Origin of the sequence: Pseudomonas lini (assembly GCF_030812475.1) — a bacterium.
GTDB classification, from domain to species: domain Bacteria; phylum Pseudomonadota; class Gammaproteobacteria; order Pseudomonadales; family Pseudomonadaceae; genus Aquipseudomonas; species Aquipseudomonas lini_A.
In genome coordinates, this window is the sequence record NZ_JAUSSR010000003.1 from 232561 (window position 1) to 256899 (window position 24339).

Here is a 24339-nt window from a genome sequence, read left to right on the forward strand (position 1 = left end):
GGAGCGGGTCACTCGAAGCGTGGCGGTTGAAGTGCGAAACCTGTGGGAGCGAATTCGCTCCCACAGTGAGTGCGCTTACTGCGTTACGCAAGCCTGCTCCTGTTACGCATCAAAGCTTGGCGAAATGCGGCAGCACGATTGATTGTCTGCCGATGTCCGCGTAAGGCAGGGTGGCGTCGTCAGCATGGGTTAGAAAACGGTGTTCGCGCAGCTTCAAGTGGGCTTTCTCGAATTCGCCGAACACCGGTGCGGCCTTGGAATAATGGAAGTGGGCGTACCAGAGCAGTGCGGGTGGGGTCTGCGTCAGGTCCCAGACTTCGTATTCCTGCATATAGTCGGCGCGTTTTTTCGGTTTACTCAACCTTTTGATCGGCGCGGATTTATGGATCTCCACCGCTTCTTGACCGATCAGATCGTCCAACATGCCGTCGGTAGGCTTTTTACTGGCCAGTGATTGCGTGGTACGCATTTGCCTGCCCATCCTTTTGTGTTCGGCAGCCTTGGTGCGCAGTAGTTGAATGATCGGGTTGGTCGCATCCGCTTCTTCGATGCGCAGAGCGCTGCGGGTCAGCACGTCCGCCTCGAATGTCATCATGTCTTCCAGGTCGACGGGAGGGCTGTCCGGCCTGGCATAGCCCTGAACCCTGGCTTGATGTGCCGGCAGGTCATCCAGGCGTTGCCTGGCATCGCTGACCAGAGTTGCGAGATCCGTGTGAGTCGCGTCCGGTAGCTCGTCGGGTGGGTTCAACAGGCGGAACTTGCCATTGCTGGCTTGCTCCCAGACTTGCCTGGATCCACCCGGCCCAGTTATGACATATTGTCGCGTTTGAGTCGTACTTGACCATTGCTCCCCGATAAGCAATCGATCGTCCTCAGTGGTGAAGATCGCTTTTCTGATCTCCCCGGTCGGTTGTTCGGGCGTGATCTCCCCGGTCGGTTGTACGGGTGTGATCTCCCCGGTCGTTTTTTCAGGCTTGGCTTTGCGAATGCCTTTGCGGGCTCGTTCGGCCAACTTCTTGATACTGATCAGCAGCGGCTCAATGGCTTCCGGATGGAAATATTGAGGATAACTGGTGGACCAGCCTCGCAGGCCTTTATGGTATTGCGTGTAAACATCGAGGCAGGCCTGGATTATCTGGTCGCGCTGCTCTGGGGTAATGCTGACTTCCGCCAGATTTCGATGATTGGTCAGGGTTTCGTACATCATCTTGCGCAGGCTCTTCGTCTGCTTTTGCAGGTCGAACCAGGCCCTGTTATTGGTAGTGCCAACACGCTTGACGATTTCCAACAGATGTTCGGTTCTCAAGATATCCGCGTTGTCACCGCTTATTGACTTGAATAAGTCAATATCCTCTCGCAGCTTTGCATAACTTTTTTCTACTTTCGTCGGGGGAGTGTGTTTTGTGGGGCGGGTGATCAGAGGGAACCATCGGTCCGCCTTGTCTATAAATTCATCGAACTGATCCACTTCGTTGACAATTTTTACGCGTATTTTACGCAATTGCTCCATGACGTTCAGGTACCCATCGAGCCCTTCCGGCAAGTCCTCCAGTTTGCGTATCAGTTTATTAGCCTGCACCGTCAACGAATCAATTCGTTCATTGGTAAAATGTGCGCGCAGCTTGAACCGGTCAGTCACTATCCAGGCGCACTCGCTTCGTGCGAGGGCCGCTTTGGTTTTCGTGTTGCCCATGACCAATCCGTGCAATTCATCCACTGCTTTGTATCGCGGGATGGCCAGTTCGATATCTCGGATGCACTCCGCATCGGCAGCCTGCACAAGTTTGGAAAGTTCTGTTCGCTGAGCTTCGCTGAGTGGCTCGAGTGCAGCATCGCTATCGGCGTTTTGTCGACGGGCAACCTGATAGATTTCCCTTGTTTCCTGGAGCTTCTCCATCGCCACATTCGTTTGCCGGAGTTGGCGATTATATCGATGGCCCAGATCATCCACTGTTGCCCGCAACCGCCCCATGCGGCGTAACAATTCTTGGGTCCAAAAGTCTGGCAAAAATCGACGAATGGACAGTGGCCAGATGGGGTCGAGTACATCGGCCAGTTGCCCGAGCACTTGCCCGCCACCGAGCAATCGGTCATTCGAGGTTGTTCCGTAGACGCCATCCCAGATGTCCCATTGACCTGTTTCATCCAGGGCAATGGGTTGTTTGTAGGTCTTTCGGGAATTGCCGGCCAAACGCCAGCTGCGTGCGATTGCGCTGAGTTCAACCTCGAAGATGCGGCCCTGGCGGACGATAAAGTAGCCGTCGGCATGCCGATAAACATCGCGATACAGGCCATCGGTGCCCCGTTGCAGCTCGTCCAGGGAAATCGGTTGTTCATATTCGTAATCGGCGAACCGTGTGGCCTGATGCCGGGCGTTACGCTTTGACAACTCACGCAGCGCTGCGGGATTGGCGAGCAACCTGCGAAGCTGGCGCACTCGTGTAATGGAGCGGGCCGTGCGCGAAAGCACCGAGCTGGCTGCTTCACCTGGGAGCAGGTCCATGACCGCGTCGATCAGTGACAGCAGCATCGATTCGACTTCTGCCAGACCGTCACCCACTTCTCCGCGTAAAAAGGCCGCCACCGCCTGATTCGCGGCCGTCCAGGCATCGTAGAGCGAGAGGACCGTGCCGACAAAGGGCACCAGCCCCACCGCCATTTTTATGTAATTGAAGGCGCGCGGGCCTTTCAGCGCGTAACGCTCCATATACAGCGCATCGTTGGAGCGGGACGTGCCGCGATGGGCTTCGATCAGGCGTCCCATATGCGCATTGAGCAGGTGCTCGGCCAACGAGGTGGTCGCCGGCCAGCGCTCGCCGACACCGATCAAGGCGTCGAAGTGAGTCAGCATGGCCTGATTGATCCGGCTGACATGGGCCGGTACCTTGCCTTGCAGGGCCCGGCCCGCCAGGTAGGTGACCCATTTGTCATGCACACACAGATTGAACAGGCCCTTGCGAGCCGCTTCCAGGCTGTCGTAGCGGCGCAGGAATTGGTCATCGGGGCTGTCGGGCAGGTACAGCAAGGTGACCCCGCTGACCTGTTCTTCGATGAAGGTCACGCCGGACAAGGTGACGGGGCCTTCATTGGGCGTGTCCTTGCCACCGGGGCTCAAATAGGCCGGCAGCAGAACGATGCGCTTGTCATCGGCATTCCACGCTTGGGAGGTGTTGGCGTCGATGGCGATTTTCAGGACTTGCAGGTCGTTTTGGTCGATCTGTTTTTGCAGGCGCGCGAATTCACCCTGCAATTTGAGCATCAGGGCCCAGGGCTCAATCAAGCTTTCCCTACGATGCTCCTTGACGAATGCGGACTCGGTGGTCGCCCCCATGAAGGCGTCCCGGATCCGTTGTTCATAGGCCTTGGGCAGATCCAGTTCCGGCAGGACGCGTTTCAGATAAGCCAGGGTTATGCCGGTCTCCAGGGTCTGGCGTTCAGTTTCATCCGCCGCGGTAACTTCTACCTGCATGAAGCTCAACCGCAGTAAAAACGGCTCCAGGTTCATCGACGGGGTGTTGTCGATGTTGAGCTGGGCCAACTCCTCAAGTGACATTTTGCTGCGTTTGGTACTGGGAATCAGCACGAGTTTATAACCGGAATGTCCGGCGCCGGGACTGAATTGCTTTTCCATTTTCGCCGAATCGGGCAGATCGAGTTTCACCTCGAAACTGCCCGTGATCGCGAAGTCCTTGCGCAGACGGGCGTGCAAGAGTTTACGGGTGAAGTCGTCCCGCGGTTCCAGGGCGACCGTCATGAGTTCGTGGCTGCGGTGCATCGCCGGGATGTACGCCTCGATCAGGCTTTTGAGTGCGGTTCGTTCAGCTGCGGTCAGTTTGTGCAGCCAGTCCGGCTGGTTAGCGGCGACGTCAGCGCTGCGGTCTTGCTCCTGCAATTGGGCGAAGGCCAGACTTCTGGCGGCGCGTACCGGCACCCGTAGGTCGGCAAGGGTTTTTTGGCGCAGGATCTCCAGGTCGTCGTTCTGCTCGGCCTGCTGACGTATGACGCCCGCCTTTGTATCGAAGTCGGTACTCAGCTCGTTCAGGCTGTAAAGCAACGGGTCGGTTTCGATGGCGTTGAGTTGCACCGACAGGTCTTTATCCTGGTCCTGAATCTTGAATACCTGCCGCTCCAGTGCCCGGCGGTTAGCGAACCGTTGCAAGCCCCCGCCGCTGCCTGGCCAGTAGAGCAGAAGACTCTCGGTCGAGGCGCGATCCTGCAGGGCGGCCGAGCGAGTAATGACAAACGCACCGTTGAGCGCTTCGGTCTGCGCCGGGGTGTTGTCGGCCTTGTTTTCGCTGCTCGACAACGTCAGGCTCGCCGCGACGATGGCCGTATCGCGCTCAGCCGCGGCAGGCGTATCCAGCACGGCTTTGAGCATGCCGTGCTCGTCGCTGTCGAGCTGGCCCAGGGCAAACTGAACACTGGCCTCGGCGTACAGGCCGTCCTTGTGCGCTTGATAAAGCTTGTTGAACTCGCGATTGAAGGTTGTCAGGTCCAGGGTTCGCTTCCGGTACAGCAGGGCGGAGGCGGCTGTGTCAGCCGTTTCTTCGGCAGTCTCCAGAGCTTCGAGCGACGCTTTGATCTGTTGTTTGTTTTCGGCTTCGCCGTCTTTTTCCAACAAGGCTTCAAGCGCATCGCGCTCTGTGCGCAGTGCAGCCTGGCGCAGGCCCCAGGGAATATCGGCAAACAAGCTGCCGAATAATGCTTGCTGATCTGCATCTGCATCTTCCTCGACGAGCGGATCCTGAGGTTCCAGCTTGGGTGGCGAGGCGAAAAATATGCGGGTACTGCGCTGTCGATCAACTTGATCGGCCTGGGCGAGGGCTTGTGCACCGTGCTCCGCCAAGTCGGATTTGCCGCGGGTTCCGTGGCGTAAAACGCTGATCTGAGACTGCTGATGAGCCGCAAACAAATCGCTTGCGCCGACCTTCAACGGGTCGGTTTTGGCGGTGTACTCAAAGCGCATGTCGGCAGTGGGCAAGCCTTTGGGGATGAGTGACTGTAGGGATAGCCAGTCTTCCATGTCGCTGCGTTGCTTGAATAGCTGGATGGCGACGGGCTGGCTGGGCAGATACAGCAATTGGCTGACACTGGCCGCATCGCCCGTGGTAATGACCCACGCGCCTGTGAGTTTGACTCTGGCATTGTTGCTCAACACCAGCGCCAGTTGCTCGGTGTGGATGGGCTTGTCGTCCAGAGTGAGTGCCCCGGCGGGCGGGTCAATGAGCAGTTGCAGCGGCTTGAGCTGATCCGCGGTCAGGGTTCTCTGAGCGAATGCCAGGTGGGTAGCCGCTTCGAAGTGCTGACGATAAAGCTGGGTTACCCGTTGTTGTCGCGATACCGCGGTACCAGGTGCGCGCGTGTCCCAAAAGGTACGCCAGCGCTCGCCGTGCGCCTGTTCCGGGTTGAGGGTCTTGAGTCGTTCGAGCACCTGCACAGGTGTCAGGGTCGCCAGGGGATGGGCCTGGTTCAGGCCGGTCACTCGACAGCGCTGATCAAGCGTTGGCTCCAGCGTCGGGTGTTGCAGGACAAAGGCGCTTGCATCGGTGAAGCTGACAAAACGTTTCTGATGCTCATCCGTGGCGGCGAAGAGCAAGCCGGATTGTTGCCCGTCCAGATCGAGTTTCTGTTTGAGCAGTTGATCGAGCGTGTCGCGTAATACTGGACAGGCGGTCACCAGCTCACGCAGGCCCTGGCTGCTTTCGCGCCAGCGTGCCGAGGCCTTCAGAAACAGGCTTTCGTCCTGCAGGGCTGGCAACGGGGATAAGGGGGGTATTACTGCTGGCGCCGGGAAGGGGAGGTCGAAGAGAAGTCTATCGGTCATGGCAATTTGGCTCTGTGTGGCCGGAGCGGTGGTTCCACTCCTGGAGCGAGCCATTTAAGGAAAATCTTGCGGGGCATAGGCACTACATAGTTACCGCACCGACCATTGAGCGATATTCATCAAACTGTCACGCAACTGTGGCAGCGCGCTTGAACGAATATCATCAGACTCGCGCTCTACTGGGGTTCTGCGTTTTGGTGTTTTTTCATGCGTGCTTTGATTTTATCTGCAGCCATTGTTCTGGCCGCATTGTTCAGCCTGCCATCCCTGGCGGCCTCTCGTTGTGAGGTGAATGTTCCGACCGAACGGGCCGATCTGGCGCAGGTGAGCCTGGCGTACCAGAGCATCGGCCGTGCGTCGGATCCGGCGTTGCTCCTGGTCATGGGCCTGGGCGGGCAATTGATCCATTGGCCGGACGAAGTGGTGGTTGCCCTGTGTCAGCAAGGCTTTCGGGTAATCCGGTACGACAATCGCGATGTCGGGCTGTCGACCTGGCGGCAAACGCCTGTCGACGCCAACCTGACCTTCGAAGTGCTGCGCTACAAGCTCGGTCTGCCGGTGGCGGCACCGTACTCCCTGACCGACATGGCGGACGATGCCTTTGGGCTGATGGATGCCTTGCATGTCGAGCGGTTCCACGTGCTGGGGGCAAGCATGGGCGGGATGATCGCCCAGCATATGGCGGCCATGGCGCCGCAACGGGTCGAAAGCCTGACCCTGATCATGACCAGCTCCGGTGCCGAAGGCTTGCCGGCGCCCAGTGCGGCGTTGGTGCAGTTGCTTTCACGCCGGGGTGCGCCGAATCGCGAAGTGACGCTCGAGCAGCAGGCCGATCTGCTGGCGGCGCTGGGCAGTCCGACGGTGAGCGACGATCGACAGGCGCTGTTGCAGCAAGCGGCACTGTCCTACGACCGGGCGTTCAACCCCGAAGGCGTGAAGCGCCAGATCATGGCGATCCTGGCCGAGCCGAGCCGGGTGGCGCTGCTCAATCAATTGCGTTTGCCGACGCTGGTGGTGCATGGCACGGCCGATCCACTGTTGCCGGTCATGCATGGTGTGCACCTGGCGGCGCATATCCGCGGCAGTCAGTTGAAGCTGATTCCGGGATTGGCCCATCGCTTCCAGGAAGCGTTCAAGACGCCGTTGCTGGCGGCGGTATTGCCGTACTTGCAGGCCCATCGTGAAGATCCTTCCCATTGGGCGCAGATCGATCCGGTGCCGGCGCCAAATCTCCTGTAACCCCCCGGCCCCTCTGTAGGAGCTGGCTTGTCGGATCGCCGCATCGCAGCGAAGGCGGCGTGTCAGACAACAACGATATTGAATGTGCCGGCCTCTTCGCTGGCAAGCCAGCTCCTACATTTGACCTTCGCCAGGCACAGGATTTGTGTACATCCCGATCCCTCAGTGACTCAACCCATACTTCTTGACCTTGTCGAACAGCGTGGTCTTGGCCATTCCCAACTCGTGGCTGGCCTGGGTCAGGTTGCCGCCGCTGCGTTGCAAGGCGTCGCTGAGCAGGTTGCGTTCGAAGGCTTCCACGGCTTCGGCGAAGGCCAGGCCCTGATTGTTGGCGCTGGCGCCGGATTTCTTGAAGGCCGGCAGGCCGAGGGCAAAGCGTTCGGCGACGTTGCGCAGTTCACGCACGTTGCCTGGCCAGTCGTGGCTCATCAGGTTGGACAGGGTCTGGTTGTCCAGCTCCGGTACTGCGCGGTCGAAGCGCAGGGACGACTGCTGCAGGAAATGTTCGAACAGTTGCAGGATGTCTTCGCGACGCTCGCGCAGCGGTGGCAGTTCCAGGGTCACCACGTTCAGGCGGTAATACAGGTCGCTGCGGAATTCGCCGGCCTTGCTCGACTCGTCCAGGTCGGACTTGGTCGCCGCGATCACCCGACAGTCCACCGCCACGCTCTGGTTCGAACCGAGGCGTTCGAGGGTGCGTTCCTGCAACACCCGCAGCAGTTTGATCTGCAGGGGCAGGGGCATGCTTTCCACTTCGTCGAGGAACAGCGTGCCACCGTCGGCATGTTCGATCTTGCCGATCCGCCGTTTGCCGGCACCGGTAAAGGCGTTGGCTTCATGGCCGAAGATTTCGCTTTCGAACAGGTTTTCCGGCAGGCCACCGCAGTTCAACGCGACGAATTGTTTGGTGTGGCGACGACTGAAATCGTGCAGGCAGCGCGCGACCAGTTCCTTGCCGGTCCCGGTTTCGCCTTCAATTAGCACGTTGGCCGAGGTATCGGCGACGTTGGCGATCAGTTCCCGCAGGTTCTGCATGGCCGGCGATCGGCCGATGATGCGGCCTTCCAGGGAGTCCCGTTCCGCCAGTTGCCGGCGCAGCGACGAGACTTCCCGCGCCAGGCTGCGTTGTTCCAGCGCACGACGGGCGACATCCACCAGGCGTTCGGGAGAGAAGGGTTTCTCCATGAAGTCGTAGGCGCCTTTCTGCATGGCGCCGACGGCCATGGAGATGTCGCCGTGACCAGTGATCAGCACCACTGGCAGGCTGCGATCACGGGCCTTGAGCCGGGTCAGCAGCTCCATGCCGTCGATGCCCGGCAGGCGGATGTCGCTGATGACGATCCCGGCAAAGTTGTCGCCGACGCGTTCCAGTGCTTCTTCGGCGCTGCCGACACCTACGCAGGGAATGTCTTCCAGGGTCAGCGCCTGTTGGCAGCCGAGCAGCACATGGGGGTCGTCTTCGACGATCAGCACACTCAGGTCGTTGTTCATATCGGCTCGGCGTGAAGGGGGCTTACCAAAGGTAAACTGAGGACAAAGGTGGTACCACCGCTGGCCGGATGTTCGACACCCAGGTGGCCGCCGGTGGCCGCGGCCAGGCTCGCCGACAGTGTCAGGCCCAGACCCAGGCCCTGTTCGCCGGGTTTGGTGGTGAAGAAGGGTTCGAACAGATGCTTGCGCGTCTCGGCGTCGATCCCATGGCCATTATCGCGTACACGCAAGCGATATTTGCCTTCTGATATCTCGCCTTCGAGCCACAATTCGGGCAACGGTTGGGCTTGCATGGCATCGAGGGCGTTGCCGATCAGGTTGACCAGGATCTGTTCCAGTCGGGTCTGGTCGATCTGCACCTGCAGGTCGGCGAAGTCGCGATGCAGTTGCAGGTGCGCGTTTTCCACACGACTGCCGAGCACCTGCAGGGCGGCGTCCACGGCCTTGCCGAGGCTGGCCTGGCCCTTGTCGTCACCGCGACGGGCAAAGGAGCGCAGGCTGGCGGTGATCCGGCCCATGCGGTCGATCAGTTCGTTGATGGTCTTGAGGTTGGTGCTGGCGACGTCCAGCTGACCGCGTTCCAGAAAACGCACGGTGTTGCCGGACAAGGTCCGCAGGGCGGCGAGCGGCTGGTTCAGTTCGTGGGCGATGCTGGTGGACATCTGGCCGATGGCGGCGAGTTTGCCGGCCTGCACCAGTTCATCCTGGGCGCGGCGCAAGGTCTCTTCGGCCTGCCGACGTTCGCGGATCTGGCCCTTGAGCCGTTCGTTGCTGGCGCGCAGGTCGGTGGTGCGTTCGGTAATCCGACGCTCCAGTTGATTGTTGGCTTCCTGCAGGGCTTCCCGGGCGGCGAGGCGGGTGGCGATCACTTTGCGCCGCTCGTTCCAGGCGATCAGCAGGAACGCCACCAGGGCGAACGCCACCGCCACCAGAATCCCCTGATTGATCGCTTCACGCCGCAAATCCTGCAGGGGCGTGAGCAGGGTGAAATTCCACGGCGTGTCGCTCAGCGGGCGGGTTTGCGACAGGTAACTGATATTTTCTTCTTCGGACATCAGTTCGCTGTTGGCGGGGAAGGTCAGTTTTTCCTCGCCTTCGGCCAGTTTTTCCCGGGCCAGCGGTTGCAATTCGTTCAGCGGGAACCAGTAGTACTGCAGGCTGCGGGCCAGCTTTTCCTTGGTCTCTTCGCTCAGCGGTATGACCGATTTCAGGCGTCGCGCCGGATCGCTGGAAAGAATGATGATGCCGTTCTCGTCGCTGACGAAGGCCTCCAGGCGCGCCCGCTGCCAACGTTCTTCCATGGCTTCGAGGCGAACCTTGACCACCGCCACGCCGATGATCTTGCCGCGCTCTTCCAGGCCGTGGGCCAGGTAGTAACCGGGCTCGCCGTTGGTGCTGCCGATGCCATAGAAGCGTCCTGGCTGGCCACGGACGGCGTTCTGGAAGTAAGCGCGAAAGGACAGGTCTTCTCCCAGGTAACTGTCAACGTCGCGCCAGTTGCTGGTGGCCATGACGCGGCCGGTGGTGTCCATCACGTAGATGGCCCGACTGCGGCTGCGCCGGTTCAGGCCTTCGAGGTATTCATTGACCGTCTGCCGGTGTTCCGGCGACGGGTCGTCCAGCAGCCTGGAAACACTGGATTCGAGTTCCAGCAGGCTGGGCAGGTAGGTGTACTTGCTGATCTCGCTCTCGACGGCGCGGGCGTGCAGTTCCAGCTGGCGCTGGCCGTTCTCGCTGAGGCTGCGGATTCCGTAGTGCTCACTGACCCAGAAGCCGAGGTAACCCAACCCGATCATCAGGGCGATGACCAGCGGCGGCAGGAACAGATGGCGAATCAGACGTGGTTTCACGGCGAGTGATGTCGGCGCGGCGCGGTAAAGAGTGGGGTCGCATTTCATCACAGATGCCTTGGGTCAACCACAACACATTCCCCTGTAGGAGCCGGCTTGCTGGCGAACCAGACGACGCGGTATGTCTGACACACCGCTTTCGCTGGCAAGCCAGCTCCTACAGCAAACCAGACGACGCGGTCTGCCTGACACACCTGTAGGAGCCGGCTTGCTGGCGAAGGCGTCTGCATGGGCGCTGCAAGGCTTGAAGCCGCCTTCGCTGGCAAGCCAGCTCCTACAGGGGGGGAGCGGTGCTCTTCTTAGTGCTGCAGAATCTTCGCGAGGAAGTGCTGCGTCCGTTCGGCACGGGCGTTGATATCGCCGAAGAACTCCTCTTTCTTGCAGTCTTCGATGATCTTGCCCTGGTCCATGAAGATCACCCGGTCCGCCACTTTGCGGGCGAAGCCCATTTCGTGGGTCACGCACATCATGGTCATGCCTTCGTGAGCCAGTTGCACCATCACGTCCAGCACTTCGTTGACCATTTCAGGGTCGAGCGCCGAGGTCGGTTCGTCGAACAGCATGACGATCGGGTCCATCGCCAGCGCACGGGCAATCGCCACGCGCTGCTGCTGGCCACCGGAGAGTTGCCCGGGATGCTTTTTGGCGTGGGCCGAAAGACCGACGCGCTCGAGCAATTGCAGGGCTTTTTTGGAGGCCTCTTCCTTGCTCCGCCCCAACACCTTGATCTGAGCGATGGTCAGGTTATCCATGATGCTCAGGTGCGGGAACAGTTCGAAATGCTGGAACACCATACCCACGCGCGAGCGCAGTTTCGGCAGATCGGTCTTCGGGTCGGCGATGGAGGTGCCATCGACCACCACATCGCCTTTCTGGAACGGTTCCAGGGCGTTGACACATTTGATCAGGGTCGATTTGCCGGAGCCGGACGGCCCGCACACCACGATCACCTCGCCTTTTTTGACCTCGGTGCTGCAATCAGTCAGTACCTGGAAGTCCCCATACCACTTGTTGACGTTCTTGATAGAGATCATACGGCGAACCTTTTTTGCAGACGCTTGACCAGCTGCGAGGCGGCAAAGCTGATGATGAAGTAGGTGAAACCGGCGAAGATCAGAAACTCGTTGGAGCGGCCGATGATGTCGCCACTGGCGCGGGAGGCATTGAGGAAATCCACCAGGCCGACCGCGTAGACCAGCGAAGTGTCCTGAAACAGGATGATGCTCTGTTGCAGCAGCAGCGGGGTCATCTTGCGGAACGCTTGCGGCAGGATGATCAAGCGCATCATCTGGCTGTAGTTCATGCCCAGCGCCTGGGCAGCACCCATCTGGCCCTTGGGAATCGATTGCACGCCGGCCCGGACGATTTCGCAGAAGTACGCCGCTTCAAACATCATGAACGCCACGATGCAGGAGGCGAACGCGCCGATCGGCGTATCTTCGCCGGTGATCCAGCGCAATACGAACGGTACCGCCAGGTAGAACCAGGTGATGACCAGCAGCAGCGGGATCGAGCGGAAGTAGTTGACGTAGGCGCCGGCGATGTTCGACAGCAGCTTGTTGTGGGACAGGCGCATCAGGGCCAGGATCGTGCCGAGGATGATCCCGCCGGTCACGCCCAGGGCCATGAGCTTGAGGGTCATGACCATGCCGTTCCACAAACCCGGCATGGACGGGATGATGCCCGAGAAGTCGAATTCCATCATTTACCCCCTACGGAGATCAGGCCCGGTACGGCAACTTTCTTCTCGACGCCGCGCATCAGCAGCATCAGGCCCATGTTCAGGGTGAAGTAGATCAGCGTCGCCAGGGTGAAGGCTTCGAACAGGTTGGCGGAGAACTCGGCGGTCTGCTTGGTCTGCGCCAGCAGTTCCATCAAGCCGATCAGCGAAGCCACGGAAGAGTTCTTGAACACGTTCAAAAATTCCGAGGTCAGCGGCGGAATGATGATCCGGTACGCCTGGGGCAGCAGCACGTTCCAGTAGATCTGCGGCAGCTTGAAGCCCATGGCGCGGGCAGCGGATTCCTGGCCGCGAGGCAGCGCCTGGATACCGGTACGCACTTGTTCGCAGACACGCGCAGTGGTGAACAGGCCCAGGCACACGACAACGCTCAGGAAGGCCGAGGTGGTCGGGTTCAGGTCTTGCTTGTACCACTCCTGGATGTCCGCAGGCAGCAGGTCGGGTACCAGGAAGTACCAGATGAACAGCTGCACCAGCAGCGGCACGTTACGGAAGAGTTCGACATAACAGGTCGCGATGCCCGACACGATGCGGTTCGGCACGGTGCGCATGACACCCAGGATCGAGCCCAGCAGCAGCGCGATGATCCAGGCAGCGACAGCGATGGCAATGGTCCAGCCCAGACCGGAAATGTACCAGTCGAAATAAATCTCGCTGCCCACGCCGGTGGACTTGAAGAACACGCCCCAGTCCCAGTTGTAATTCATTAGGGTCTCCCCTCGGATTCGATCGATATACAAATACCCGCCTGGGGAAGTTCCGTTCCCGTGACCTTTACGGTCAGGCACACACGAGCGGCTCGACAGCCACCGGTTCGAGTGTTTCCAGAAAATGCCAGCAGGGAGTGACCATCCCTGAGAGGGCAGGGGCCCTCTCAGGAGATAAGGTTAGTCAGAAATCAGGATTTCTTTTCGTCAGCCGCTTTATCGGTCGGATTGGCGATCAGGGCCTTGAGCTCGTCGCTCATCGGGAAGTTCAGGTTCAGGCCTTTAGGCGGGATTGGCTGCATGAACCATTTTTCGTAGATCTTGTTGATCTCGCCCGACTTGTAGGTCGCGATGATTGCGTCGTCGACCGCCTTCTTGAACGGCTCGTCACCCTTGCGAACCATGCAGCCGTAGATTTCGTAGGACTGTGGAGTACCGGTAACGGCCCAGTCATCGGCCTTCTTGGCTTTGGCTGCTTCACCGGCCAGCAAGGCGTCGTCCATCATGAAGGCAACAGCGCGGCCTGATTCGAGCATCTGGAACGACTCGCCGTGGTCTTTGGCGGAGATGACATTCATGCCCATTTGCTTGTCGGCGTTCATCGACTTGATGATGCGCTCGGACGTGGTGCCCGCGGTGGTCACGACGTTCTTGCCTTTAAGGTCGTCGAAATCCTTGTACTTGGAGTCTTTCTTGGACAGCAGACGGGTACCGATTTCGAAAATGCCGACCGAGAAGGCAACTTGCTGCTGGCGCTCGACGTTGTTGGTGGTGGAGCCGCACTCGACGTCCACGGTGCCGTTCTGCACCAGTGGAATACGGGTTTGCGAAGTCACGAGGTTGTATTTGACCTGGAGGTTGGGCATGTCCAGGTCTTTCTTGATGGCTTCGACGATTTTCAACTGGATATCGTGGGAATAGCCAACTGGCTTGCCGGAAGCATCCGCGATATAGGAAAACGGAATGGAAGCGTCACGATGCCCGAGGGTGATGGTGCCGGACTCCTTGATCTTCTTCAGTGTGCCGGTGAGCTCGGCAGCAAAAACTGGAGTGCTAATCAGAGCGGCAGCAATGGCTGCGCCCAGGATATGGGGAACGATGCGCATCAAATTTTCCTCGACATTGTTTTTTTTATGGAGCCAGTTCATCGGCCCTTTTGTGCTTCGAATGGCTGCCGGCTATTGAAGAGTTCGCGCAACAGGCATTCGTCCAAGAGTGTAGAGCATGACTCGTGCCAGGCCAGGCGATACATGGCAACATATTGATTTATAAAGGTATTTAATATTTAAAGCATGGTTTTCCATGGCCAAAGATCCGGTAAACCGAATTGACCGGCAGGTCGCGTTCGGAAAACCGAATGAAATCCACGGAACAATGAAATCCCCTGTGGGAGCGGGCTTGCTCGCGAAGAGGCCATAACATTCAACATTGATGTTGGCTGGCACACCGCTTTCGCGAGCAAGCCCGCTCCCACAGGAGATAGGTGGTGTGATCAAGAACGCAAAAAGCCCCTGAATCGTGAGATTCAGGGGCTTTCGTTTAACCGGTTCCCCGATCAGGCCGCTTCGATCTTGCTGCGGTGCTGTCCGACCTTGCGCAGATAGTCCGCCAATTTCTGCTGCTCTTCTGGTGTGGTGAACAACCCCAGCTTGCTGCGACGCCACAGAATGTCATGCGCCGTGGTCGCCCATTCCTCGCCGCACAGGTAATCGACTTCGCGCGTATAGAGACCGCCGCCGATGTGTTCGCCAAGATCCGTCAAGTTCTGCACACCTTCAAGCATGCGCCAGGTACGACTGCCGTAGGTGGTGGCCCAGCGGCGGGCGATTTCGGTCGGCACCCAATCGAACGCGTCGCGGATTTTCGCGCACAAGGCTTGCGGGGTGGTCATGTCTTCGCCGCCGGGCAGGGTGGCCTTTGCGGTCCAGCCTGGCTTGATCTGCGGGAAGTACGGGGCCAGTTGCGCCAGTGCCGACTCGGCCAGTTTGCGGTACGTGGTCAGCTTGCCGCCGAACACCGACAGCAGCGGCGCTTCTTCGCCCGTGCCGGACAATGCGAGGGTGTAGTCGCGGGTGACGGCCGACGGATTGTCGGATTCGTCGTTGCACAGCGGACGAACGCCGGAATAACTGTGCAGGATGTCGTCGCGGCTTATGCGTTTCTTGAAGTGGGCGTTGACCACTTTGAGCAGGTAATCGGTTTCGCCCTCGGTGATCGCCACCTTGGCCGGGTCGCCGGTGTACTCGCGGTCGGTGGTGCCGATCAGGGTGAAGTGATTCAGGTACGGAATGGTGAACACGATGCGCTGATCTTCGTTTTGCAGAATGTGCGCATGTTCGCCTTCATACAGTTTCGGCACGATCAGGTGGCTGCCCTGGATCAGGCGGATGCCATACGGCGATTCCATTTTCAGGTCGTCACGGATGAACTTGGCAACCCACGGACCTGCCGCATTGACCAGGGCCTTGGCGCGGATCGAAAACAGGCTGCCGTCGGCACGTTCCAGGTGCAGGTGCCACAGACCCTTGGTGCGTCGAGCGCTGACACAACGGGTCCGGGTGTGAACGTGGGCGCCTTTCTCGCGGGCGGCCATAGCGTTCAACACCACCAGGCGCGCGTCATCGACCCAGCAATCGGAGTATTCGAAGCCTTTGGTGATTTCGCTTTTCAGCGGGCTGTCCGGGCCGAACTTGAGACTCTTCGAGCCTTCGAGTTTTTCCCTTTTGCCCAGGTGGTCATAAAGGAACAGGCCGGCACGGATCATCCAGGCTGGACGCAGGTGCGGACGGTGGGGCAGTACGAAGCGCATCTGCTTGACGATGTGCGGGGCCTTGGCCAGCAGCACTTCGCGCTCGGCCAGGGCTTCGCGCACCAGGCGGAATTCGTAATGTTCAAGGTAGCGCAGGCCACCGTGGATCAGCTTGCTGCTGGCCGAGGAGGTATGGCTGGCCAAGTCATCCTTTTCGCAAAGGAACACCGAAAGACCGCGACCGGCGGCATCCGCTGCGATCCCCACGCCATTGATCCCGCCGCCAATGACGGCGATATCGTAGACCTCGGCGAGAGGGGGCGTAGGCAAGGTAGAAGTGGGCATCGGCTGGCCTCGGGCTTTTTGATTTTCGGTATTGGAATTCGAACATTAATGTTCATTTGCGAAAATGGTAGCCCATAAAGCCGCCCACAGCCAGTTAACTTCGATTGAAAATACTCATCGAAGGGCTGCGAAAGGAAAATTTTCGAACATTTAGAGGCGCGGTAAGCCGCGGAAGGTGTGTCGCCTGGGCGACCGTATTCGCGAGCAAGCCCGCTCCCACAGTGAGTATCGCCGTCCACAAATCCTGTGGCCGACTCAATTTCCTGTGGGAGCGGGCTTGCTCGCGAAGGCGCCGGTACAGGCACCAAAGATGTCAGTGGTTAAACGACCTCCAACCGAATCTTGTGCTGACTCAACAACTGCGCCAACGCCGGCACCGGCGGCTGATCCGTCACCAGGCAATCGATCAGGCTGATCGGCCCCAGGCGAATCATGGCATTGCGCCCGAACTTGCTGGAGTCTGCCGCCAAAATCACCTGGCGCGCATTGGCGATGATCGCCTGGGACACCCGGACTTCCTGATAGTCGAAGTCCAGCAGGCTGCCGTCTTCATCGATGCCACTGATGCCGACGAGCGCGAAGTCAACCTTGAACTGGTTGATGAAATCGACACTCGCCTGACCGACCACGCCGCCGTCACGCCGCACGTTGCCGCCCGTCAGCAGCACGTCGAAGTCGTCCTTGGCGCTGAGCATCGAGGCTACGTGCAAGTTATTGGTGATGATTTTCAGATGACTGTGATTGAGCAGCGCCCGGGCAATCGATTCGGTCGTGGTGCCGATATTGATGAACAACGAGGCGTGATCGGGGATCTGCGCGGCAATGGCTTCGCCGATACGCTGTTTTTCATCGCGCATCTGGTCGGCGCGCATGGCGTAGGCGGTGTTTTCGACGCTGGAATCGTAAGCTGCGCCGCCGTGGTAGCGACGCAACAGATTGGCTTCCGCGAGCTGATTGATATCGCGGCGGATGGTTTGCGGTGTAACGACAAACAGCGTGGCCATTTCCTCGATGCTGACATAGCCGCGTTCGCGGACCAGTTCGAGGATTTGCTGCTGACGGGGAGGCAGATTCATGGGGCGTCCTTTGGGCTGCCGTGCAAAATTTGCCCATGATGACGCAGGAATCTGCTCCCTGCCAGTTTCCAACCAACGTGAAAGCTACTTCGTGCTGGACGCCTTCGGCGTTACGCAAGCAATCCTGCGTTAAAAACAGGCTCGGACTGCTCATTTACAACCTCGTAAAGTCGGGTGCGACCCCAGCCGGTCCTCGCCTGTTTTTGCCTTGTCTTGCCTTCGCTCGCTACGCTTTCACGCTGGTTGGACAATACCGATACGAATACCGGGCCTGGCTTATTCAGCGCCTTCGTGTGGTTCCCAATCGCGCGTGCGGCTGACCGCTTTTTTCCAGCCGGCGTAGAGTTGTTCCTTGGCGCTTTCTTCCAGGGTCGGTTCGAACTTGCGCTCGATCACCGCCTTGCCGCGCAACTCGTCCAGGCTGCCCCAGAAACCGCAGGCCAGGCCGGCCAGGTAAGCGGCGCCCAATGCCGTGGTTTCGCGCATTTGCGGACGTTCGACCTGAGTGCCGAGGATGTCAGCCTGGAACTGCATCAGGAAATTGTTCGCCACTGCGCCGCCGTCCACCCGCAGGGACTTGAGGCGTTCGCCGGAGTCCTGTTGCATGGCGTCGAGTACGTCGCGGGTCTGGTAGGCGATCGACTCCAGTGCGGCACGAATGATGTGATCCACACGCACGCCGCGGGTCAGGCCGAACAATGCGCCGCGGGCATACGGATCCCAGTACGGCGCGCCCAGGCCAGTGAAAGCCGGTACCAGGTACACGCCGTTGCTGTCCTTGACCTTGTTGGCGAAATATTCGGTGTCGTGGGCGTCGTTGATGATCTTCAGTTCGTCACGCAGCCACTGAACGGTGGAGCCGCCGTTGAACACGGCACCTTCCAGCGCGTAAGCCACTTCACCGCGCGGGCCGCAAGCGATGGTGGTCAACATGCCGTGTTTGGACTTCACGGCTTTGTCGCCGGTGTTCATCAGCAGGAAGCAGCCGGTGCCATAGGTGTTTTTCGCCTGGCCTGGCTCGACGCACATCTGGCCGAACAGCGCCGCTTGCTGGTCGCCGGCGATACCGCCGATGGCGATGCCGCTTTTGGTGTGGCCGTAGATTTCGGACGAGGATTTAACTTCCGGCAGCATCTCGCGCGGAATATCCAGCACCTCCAGCATCTTCGCGTCCCACTCCAGGGTGTGGATGTTGAAGAGCAGGGTGCGCGAGGCGTTGGTGTAGTCGGTGACATGCACCTTGCCGCCGGTAAATTTCCAGATCAGCCAGCTGTCGACCGTACCGAACAGCAATTCGCCCTTGCGCGCACGTTCGCGGCTGCCTTCGACGTTATCGAGGATCCACTTGAGCTTGGTGCCGGAGAAGTACGGGTCAGTGACCAGGCCGGTGGTGTCGCTGATGTATTGCTCATGGCCATCGCGCTTGAGCTGCTGGCAGATTTCGGTGCTGCGCCGGCACTGCCAGACGATCGCGTTGTAGATCGGGCGGCCGGTGATCTTGTCCCAGACCACGGTGGTTTCGCGCTGGTTGGTGATGCCGATGGCCGCCACCTGGTCGTGATGCAGGCCGGCTTGAGCCAGGGCCTCGACCATCACCGCGCTCTGGGTGGCGAAGATCTCCATCGGGTCGTGTTCGACCCAGCCGGGCTGGGGGTAATGCTGGACGAATTCGCGTTGTGCGGTGCAGACCACATTCGCGTCACGGTCGAAAATGATCGCGCGGGAGCTGGTCGTACCCTGATCGAGGGCAATGATGTAGTTCTTATTCTGAATGTCGGTCATGTCGATTGCCTTGGACGAAATAAGGGAGTGGGATCAGGCGCGGGATCGAAGTGGGCAGGATCGCACGCCAACGCTATCAAGAAGTTCTTGGTTTGCCGTCAATGGCGGGTGCCGCGTCCGTCGTAGCAGGTGCGGGGCTGGGCAGATGACGGGCAATCAGCCCGCGATAGGCACCAGCGCCGAGGCAGGCACCGACTATCGGTGCAAAAATCGGAATCAGGAAATACGGGATATCGCGCCCGCCGGTGAGGGAAATTTCACCCCAGCCCGCGAAGAAAGTCATCAGCTTGGGGCCGAAGTCACGTGCCGGGTTCATCGCGAAACCGGTCAGCGGGCCCATCGAGCTGCCAATCACGGCAATCAGCAGGCCGATCAGCAGCGGCGCCAGCGGGCCTTTTGGCAGACCATTGTTGTCGTCGGTCAGGGACATGATCACGCCCATCAGGATGGCGGTGATAATCACTTCCACCAGGAAGGCTTGAGCCGTGGTCAAGCCCGGATTGGGGAAGGTGGAGAACACCGATGCCAGTTCGAGACTGGCTTGAGTGCCACGAACCATATCGTGGGTTTGTTCGTAATCGAAGAATAAACCGCTGTACAGCGTGTACACCAGCAACGCGCCACAGAAAGCGCCAGCGATCTGGGCGAGCATGTAGAAAGGCAGTTTGCGCTTTTCGAAATCAGCGAAAAGGGTCAGGGCAATACTGACGGCAGGATTGAGGTGGGCTCCGGAAACACCGGCGGTCAAGTAAATCGCCATGCTCACGCCGATACCCCAGATGATGCTGATTTCCCACAGGCCAAAGCTGGCACCCGCGACCTTGAGCGCGGCAACGCAACCTGTGCCGAAAAATATCAGCAGCGCAGTACCCAGGAACTCGGCGATGCATTGGCTCGAGAGCGACGGTTGTTGTAAAGCGGTTGTCATTGAAAACCTCGTTTTTTGTTGTTGTATGGCGCTTTCAATTTTGATCAAAGCGCGATTTTCACCGGGGCAGGATCCCCATCCTGGTCCTCGGCTTACTGCCGGATACTGCAGTGAGACATTTGTACCTTATTCGTATTCGAAAAAATATAGACAAGAAACGCTGATGTCAAAGGTCGAAAGTGAACAGTCAGTCACAATCGAACGGTTAGTCGCATCAATGACCACATCGTTCACTCAGAGGCCTGAACATGGTCGAACGGTACGGAGCACCGTCAAGCCATTGAAACAGCACCGCAATAGAGCCATTTGTCGATCAATGTCCTAGAATCCGGCGCAGGATTTTTCTTCTGTCGCCCAGCCTGGAGCTGCCATGACCCCTGCATTGGATTTGTTGAAAAAAGTTCATGCCGAACATCGAGTGCACAGTTACGAACATGATCCAAAGGCCGCCTCCTATGGGCTGGAGGCCGCGGAGAAACTGGGATTGGACCCTGCTCAGGTGTTCAAGACCTTGCTGGCGACCAGTGAGAAGGGCGAGTTGCTGGTGGCGGTGGTGCCGGTCGTCGGAAGTCTCGACCTGAAGGGCCTGGCTCACGCGGCAGGCGTGAAAAAAGTCGAAATGGCCGACCCGGCGGCTGCGCAACGCTCCACCGGTTACCTGTTGGGCGGCATCAGCCCGCTGGGGCAGAAAAAACGCTTGCGCACCTTTATTGATAAATCCGCTCAGCCATTTGCCAGCATCTTTGTCAGTGCGGGTCGTCGCGGTCTGGAAGTCGAACTGGCGCCTGCCGTGTTGGCCGAACACACCCAGGCAAAATTCGCTGATATCGGCCGCTCGTGAACAGGGTAATCAGACGGGCACTGTATGGTGGAAATTGGTCGGCTCTGTGACTGGCGTGCGGGTGCCTACGGCCGCATGCTGGGTAAACGAACATAGGGAGGTGGTTATGCAGCTCGAGTTTCATCAGGTCGATGCGTTCAGTGATCGACTGTTCAGTGGCAACCCGGCGATGGTTTATCGGCTCGATGCCTGGCTCGCCGACGAGCTGATGCAGAAGATCGCCGCCGAGCACAACCTCGCCGAAACCGCCTTTGTGGTGCGCGAAGGGCAGCACTGGCACATCCGCTGGTTTACCCCCAGTACCGAGGTCCCGTTGTGCGGCCACGCGACGCTGGCCAGCGCTTACGTGCTGTTTGAGATCTACAGGGAGCCGGTCGAGCGTCTGGACTTCGTTTGCAAGTCCGGCCCGTTGAGTGTGACCCGCAAGGGTCAACGCTTGTGGCTGGATTTCCCCTCCATCGTCCCCTCGGAAGTGGGCGTGACCCTGGACGTCGAGCGTGCGCTCGGCGTGGAAGCGGTCGATGTGCTGGGTTCGAATGAATTGTTTGTGGTGTTGGACTCGGAACAAGCCGTGCTCGATTGCCAGCCAGACATGGTCGCCCTGGCGAAACTGCCGTGGCTGGGCGCCATCGTGACTGCGCGGGGCAGCAAGCACGATTTCGTTTCCCGATACTTCGCCCCGGCGATTGGCATCAACGAAGACCCGGTGACCGGATCGACCCATTGCAGCCTGATTCCGTACTGGTCGAAACGTCTGGGCAAGTCGGACCTGACGGCTTACCAGTGTTCGGCGCGGGGCGGGGAGTTGTTCTGCCGGCTGGAAGGGGACCGGGTGAAGATTGGCGGAAATGCGACGCTTGTTGCGAGCGGAACGCTGCTGCTGGGTTGACTTCAATCCCTGTAGGAGCCGGCTTGCCGGCGAAGATGGTCTATCAGTTAACACCTCTACTGAATGTGCCGCCGTCTTCGCCGGCAAGCCGGCTCCTACAGGTTTCAGGTTTCAGCTGGCAGTGCTGTACCGCCGAACGCCGGATTCGATGGCCGGAATCTGCGCCGCGATGCTGCCGGAGGCCTGAAACAGCACCAGATGTTCAGCCGCAACCCGAATGCCGACCTCTGCACCCACCTGATGATCGGCATGGCTGGGGAAAATCGACTCCAGCTGCGCGCCGGTGGGCATCTGCAAGCGATACAGGGTCGATGCGCCCTGGAACGACTTGCCGACGATCTTCGCCTTCAAGCCGTTGTCCGGCGCATAAACGATATCATCCGGCCGCAGCAGCACGTCCACGGCTCCGCCAATCGGCCAGGTGTAAGCCCGGTTGCCGCGCAACTCCCCCAGCTCGGTCTGCACCGACTCCGGGCTATTGAGCTGGCCGCGAATGAAATAGCCCTGGCCGATGAAGCTGGCCACGAACGGCGTCAGCGGCTCGTGATACAGGTTGTAGGGCGTGTCCCACTGTTCCAGGCGACCCTCCTTGAAAACCCCCACATGGTCGCTCACCGCAAAGGCCTCTTCCTGATCATGGGTCACCAGGATCGCGCTGGTGCCACGGCTCTTGAGGATGTCGCGCACCTCGTGGCTGAGCTTGCGTCGCAATTCGCCATCGAGGTTGGAGAAGGGTTCGTCGAGCAGCAGCAGTTGCGGCTCCGGCGCCAGGGCCCGGGCCAGGGCGACACGCTGTTGCTGACCACCTGAGAGCTCGTGGGGGAAGCGCTTGCCGAGACCTTTCAGGTTGACCAGTTCCAGCAGCTCTTCGATGACGCGATTTTTCTGCGGATGTTTGCGGATCCCGAAGGCAATGTTCTCGGCCACGCTCAGATGCGGAAACAGCGCGTAGTCCTGGAACACCATGCCGATCCGGCGCTTCTCCGGCGCAAGGGTGAAGCCGGCTCGGGAGATGGTTTCCCCGGCCAGCTGGATTTCACCTTCGTGCACCGGTTCGAAACCGGCAATTGCCCGCAGGGTGGTGGTCTTGCCGCAGCCCGAAGAGCCCAGCAGGCAACCGATATCGCCGGCATTGAGGTGCAGGTTGAGGTTCTGTACCACCCGTTGGTCTTGATAGCCGCAAGCGAGGTTGCGCAGATTAAGCAGCAAGGGATGGCTCATGCGTGGTGATACGCCGGCTCGACCAGGAACTCGAGCAGGGCCTTTTGTGCGTGCAGACGGTTCTCCGCTTGATCCCAGGCGACGGCTCGCTTGTCATCGAGCACGTCGAGGCTGATTTCCTCGCCACGGTGAGCGGGCAGGCAGTGCATGAACAGCACATCCTCGGCCGCCAGGTCGAGCAGGGCGCGGGTCACCTGGAACGGCGCGAACAGTTTCAGGCGTTTGGCGGTTTCTTCTTCCTGACCCATGGAGGTCCAGACGTCGGTGCTCACCAGGTGGGCGCCGCGCACGGCATCCTTCGGATCGCGGACGATGGTCACCCGATCGCCGGCCTTGGCCACGAACTCCGGGTTGGGCTCAAAGCCTTCCGGGCACGCGACACGCAATTGGAAGTCGAACTGGATCGCCGCTTCTATATAGCTGTTGCACATGTTATTGCCGTCGCCGATCCAGGCTACGGTCTTGCCCTGGATCGAGCCGCGATGTTCCAGGAACGTCTGCATGTCAGCCAGCAGCTGGCAGGGGTGCAGGTCGTCGGACAGGCCGTTGATGACCGGCACGCGGGAGTTGGCGGCGAATTCGGTCAGGGTGCTGTGGGCAAAGGTGCGGATCATCACCGCATCGAGCATGCTCGACATGACGATGGCGCAGTCGCCGATCGGCTCGCCACGGCCCAGTTGCGTGTCGCGCGGCGAGAGGAAAATGGCCTGGCCGCCAAGCTGGATCATGCCGGCTTCAAACGAAATACGGGTGCGGGTCGAGGACTTTTCGAAAATCATCCCGAGCACGCGGTTTTTCAGGGGCTCGAACAGTACGCCGCGGTTACGCAGGTCTTTGAGCTCAACGCCTCGACGGATGACGCTGACCAGCTCTTCGGGCGTGCAATCCATTAGGGAGAGAAAGTGCCTTGCGCTCATCATTGACTACCTTTTTGCAACAGACCGCAGATACTCAAAGCCTTGTTTAATTAAAAAAACGGGCGAGACCTGCGGCGTAAGCCGCACGTGGCGACGAAATAGGGGGAGGCGCGATATTGACATTAAATGTCGCGTTTTTCCAATAGGCTACGGTGTACGGGGATTTCAGAGGGGCTACGGGGGTGACCGCAATAGCGCTTTTGAAGCCGGTTTCCTGACAGCAGCCCGTCATTTGTACACTGGGCTTGCAGGGCTTTGCAATAAAGCAGGATGACAAGGGCAGGGCGACGGTCGGATTCGGGCCTGTCATTCGAGATTTCTTCGGCCTGAAACATTTGATAAAGCATGGGGCTGGGTTATAACTAAGGTTCAAGCGACGCAGGGAAGGCTCGGAATGGAATCGAAAGAACACCAATTGATGGAATTACTCAGCCTCACAGCCCGCTCCCTGACCCATCTCACCGCGTCCATGACTTCGATGTCTTTCGAGTTGATGCGCAGTAATGATGAAGTCACCAAGGCTGCGGGCAGGCGGATGATCGACCGCATGGCGACCATCAGCACCGGTCTCGACGAGCACTGGCAGTTGATCGGCGAGCTCACTGGCACTCATGTCGCCCAGGAACAGATCGAAACCGTTCAGGAAATTCAGTTGCAGGCCCCGCCTGGCCTGCCGCCGAACTGATTGTGGGCAGTCATCTGCTGGCCTGATGGCTGCCGATTCACAAGACGAACATCG

At 59.3% G+C, this 24339-nt stretch carries 17 protein-coding genes; 4 read left to right on the plus strand and 13 right to left on the minus strand.

Annotated features, from left to right (window positions below):
* Positions 1-109 precede the first annotated feature (109 nt).
* Positions 110-5824 carry a dermonecrotic toxin domain-containing protein gene (locus tag J2W17_RS07490; protein WP_307331617.1) on the minus strand — a complete coding sequence of 1905 codons (5715 nt, stop codon included), beginning with the start codon at positions 5822-5824 and terminating at the stop codon, positions 110-112.
* 207 nt (positions 5825-6031) lie between these two features.
* Between J2W17_RS07490 and J2W17_RS07495 the strand changes: the two genes are divergently transcribed.
* Positions 6032-7063: an alpha/beta fold hydrolase gene (locus tag J2W17_RS07495; protein WP_307331619.1), complete on the plus strand. Its 1032-nt coding sequence runs from the start codon at positions 6032-6034 to the stop codon at positions 7061-7063.
* Positions 7064-7225: 162 nt separating this feature from the next.
* On the opposite strand, the gene J2W17_RS07500 is transcribed toward J2W17_RS07495, so the two are convergent.
* The 10 genes from J2W17_RS07500 to J2W17_RS07545 form a co-directional block, all read right to left on the minus strand.
* On the minus strand, positions 7226-8554 hold the full coding sequence (locus tag J2W17_RS07500) for a sigma-54-dependent transcriptional regulator (RefSeq protein WP_307331622.1): 1329 nt from the start codon (positions 8552-8554) through the stop codon (positions 7226-7228).
* Positions 8551-10452: a sensor histidine kinase gene (locus J2W17_RS07505; protein WP_307331625.1), complete on the minus strand. Its 1902-nt coding sequence runs from the start codon at positions 10450-10452 to the stop codon at positions 8551-8553. Before J2W17_RS07505 ends, J2W17_RS07500 begins: the two co-directional genes overlap by 4 nt.
* Positions 10453-10703: 251 nt before the next feature.
* Positions 10704-11438 (minus strand): amino acid ABC transporter ATP-binding protein, encoded by a 735-nt coding sequence (locus J2W17_RS07510; RefSeq protein ID WP_154851737.1) that lies wholly within the window; start codon positions 11436-11438, stop codon positions 10704-10706.
* Positions 11435-12106, minus strand: coding sequence for an amino acid ABC transporter permease (locus tag J2W17_RS07515; RefSeq protein WP_307331632.1), 672 nt, complete (start codon positions 12104-12106; stop codon positions 11435-11437). Before J2W17_RS07515 ends, J2W17_RS07510 begins: the two co-directional genes overlap by 4 nt.
* The gene (locus J2W17_RS07520) at positions 12106-12852 is read right to left on the minus strand and encodes an amino acid ABC transporter permease (RefSeq protein ID WP_307331635.1); all 747 of its coding nucleotides are present in this window, start codon (positions 12850-12852) and stop codon (positions 12106-12108) included. The genes J2W17_RS07515 and J2W17_RS07520 overlap by 1 nt, the downstream gene beginning before the upstream one ends.
* Before the next feature lie 191 nt (positions 12853-13043).
* Positions 13044-13958 (minus strand): glutamate/aspartate ABC transporter substrate-binding protein, encoded by a 915-nt coding sequence (locus tag J2W17_RS07525; protein ID WP_307331638.1) that lies wholly within the window; start codon positions 13956-13958, stop codon positions 13044-13046.
* A 449-nt stretch (positions 13959-14407) separates the two neighbouring features.
* On the minus strand, positions 14408-15946 hold the full coding sequence (gene glpD / locus J2W17_RS07530) for a glycerol-3-phosphate dehydrogenase (RefSeq protein WP_307331641.1): 1539 nt from the start codon (positions 15944-15946) through the stop codon (positions 14408-14410).
* Between the two features lie 320 nt (positions 15947-16266).
* Complete coding sequence (locus tag J2W17_RS07535) at positions 16267-17022, minus strand: DeoR/GlpR family transcriptional regulator (protein ID WP_045058012.1); 756 nt, start codon at positions 17020-17022, stop codon at positions 16267-16269.
* A gap of 276 nt (positions 17023-17298) precedes the next feature.
* A complete protein-coding gene (gene glpK, locus J2W17_RS07540; protein ID WP_307331646.1) occupies positions 17299-18804 on the minus strand; it encodes a glycerol kinase GlpK in 1506 nt (501 codons plus the stop codon).
* Between the two features lie 76 nt (positions 18805-18880).
* The gene (locus J2W17_RS07545) at positions 18881-19732 is read right to left on the minus strand and encodes an MIP/aquaporin family protein (RefSeq protein ID WP_307331649.1); all 852 of its coding nucleotides are present in this window, start codon (positions 19730-19732) and stop codon (positions 18881-18883) included.
* Positions 19733-20102: 370 nt separating this feature from the next.
* Between J2W17_RS07545 and ybaK the strand changes: the two genes are divergently transcribed.
* Complete coding sequence (ybaK, locus tag J2W17_RS07550; protein WP_307331652.1) at positions 20103-20573, plus strand: Cys-tRNA(Pro) deacylase; 471 nt, start codon at positions 20103-20105, stop codon at positions 20571-20573.
* Between the two features lie 106 nt (positions 20574-20679).
* Entirely contained in the window at positions 20680-21462 is a 783-nt protein-coding gene (locus tag J2W17_RS07555; protein ID WP_307331656.1) for a PhzF family phenazine biosynthesis protein, read from the plus strand.
* 111 nt (positions 21463-21573) lie between these two features.
* On the opposite strand, the gene J2W17_RS07560 is transcribed toward J2W17_RS07555, so the two are convergent.
* Positions 21574-22683, minus strand: coding sequence for an ABC transporter ATP-binding protein (locus tag J2W17_RS07560; protein WP_307331661.1), 1110 nt, complete (start codon positions 22681-22683; stop codon positions 21574-21576).
* Entirely contained in the window at positions 22680-23600 is a 921-nt protein-coding gene (gene argF, locus J2W17_RS07565) for an ornithine carbamoyltransferase (protein WP_064679485.1), read from the minus strand. The genes J2W17_RS07560 and argF overlap by 4 nt, the downstream gene beginning before the upstream one ends.
* Positions 23601-23994: 394 nt before the next feature.
* Between argF and J2W17_RS07570 the strand changes: the two genes are divergently transcribed.
* Positions 23995-24285 (plus strand): hypothetical protein, encoded by a 291-nt coding sequence (locus tag J2W17_RS07570; RefSeq protein ID WP_307331665.1) that lies wholly within the window; start codon positions 23995-23997, stop codon positions 24283-24285.
* Positions 24286-24339: the final 54 nt, after the last annotated feature.

What these genes read in the sequence shown, in the direction of transcription:
- J2W17_RS07490 (WP_307331617.1), bottom strand. Translation starts at nt 5,824, where the DNA reads ATGACCGATAGACTTCTCTTCGACCTCCCCTTCCCGGCGCCAGCAGTA.
- J2W17_RS07495 (WP_307331619.1), top strand. Translation starts at nt 6,032, where the DNA reads ATGCGTGCTTTGATTTTATCTGCAGCCATTGTTCTGGCCGCATTGTTC.
- J2W17_RS07500 (WP_307331622.1), bottom strand. Translation starts at nt 8,554, where the DNA reads ATGAACAACGACCTGAGTGTGCTGATCGTCGAAGACGACCCCCATGTG.
- J2W17_RS07505 (WP_307331625.1), bottom strand. Translation starts at nt 10,452, where the DNA reads ATGAAATGCGACCCCACTCTTTACCGCGCCGCGCCGACATCACTCGCC.
- J2W17_RS07510 (WP_154851737.1), bottom strand. Translation starts at nt 11,438, where the DNA reads ATGATCTCTATCAAGAACGTCAACAAGTGGTATGGGGACTTCCAGGTA.
- J2W17_RS07515 (WP_307331632.1), bottom strand. Translation starts at nt 12,106, where the DNA reads ATGGAATTCGACTTCTCGGGCATCATCCCGTCCATGCCGGGTTTGTGG.
- J2W17_RS07520 (WP_307331635.1), bottom strand. Translation starts at nt 12,852, where the DNA reads ATGAATTACAACTGGGACTGGGGCGTGTTCTTCAAGTCCACCGGCGTG.
- J2W17_RS07525 (WP_307331638.1), bottom strand. Translation starts at nt 13,958, where the DNA reads ATGCGCATCGTTCCCCATATCCTGGGCGCAGCCATTGCTGCCGCTCTG.
- glpD (WP_307331641.1), bottom strand. Translation starts at nt 15,946, where the DNA reads ATGCCCACTTCTACCTTGCCTACGCCCCCTCTCGCCGAGGTCTACGAT.
- J2W17_RS07535 (WP_045058012.1), bottom strand. Translation starts at nt 17,022, where the DNA reads ATGAATCTGCCTCCCCGTCAGCAGCAAATCCTCGAACTGGTCCGCGAA.
- glpK (WP_307331646.1), bottom strand. Translation starts at nt 18,804, where the DNA reads ATGACCGACATTCAGAATAAGAACTACATCATTGCCCTCGATCAGGGT.
- J2W17_RS07545 (WP_307331649.1), bottom strand. Translation starts at nt 19,732, where the DNA reads ATGACAACCGCTTTACAACAACCGTCGCTCTCGAGCCAATGCATCGCC.
- ybaK (WP_307331652.1), top strand. Translation starts at nt 20,103, where the DNA reads ATGACCCCTGCATTGGATTTGTTGAAAAAAGTTCATGCCGAACATCGA.
- J2W17_RS07555 (WP_307331656.1), top strand. Translation starts at nt 20,680, where the DNA reads ATGCAGCTCGAGTTTCATCAGGTCGATGCGTTCAGTGATCGACTGTTC.
- J2W17_RS07560 (WP_307331661.1), bottom strand. Translation starts at nt 22,683, where the DNA reads ATGAGCCATCCCTTGCTGCTTAATCTGCGCAACCTCGCTTGCGGCTAT.
- argF (WP_064679485.1), bottom strand. Translation starts at nt 23,600, where the DNA reads ATGAGCGCAAGGCACTTTCTCTCCCTAATGGATTGCACGCCCGAAGAG.
- J2W17_RS07570 (WP_307331665.1), top strand. Translation starts at nt 23,995, where the DNA reads ATGGAATCGAAAGAACACCAATTGATGGAATTACTCAGCCTCACAGCC.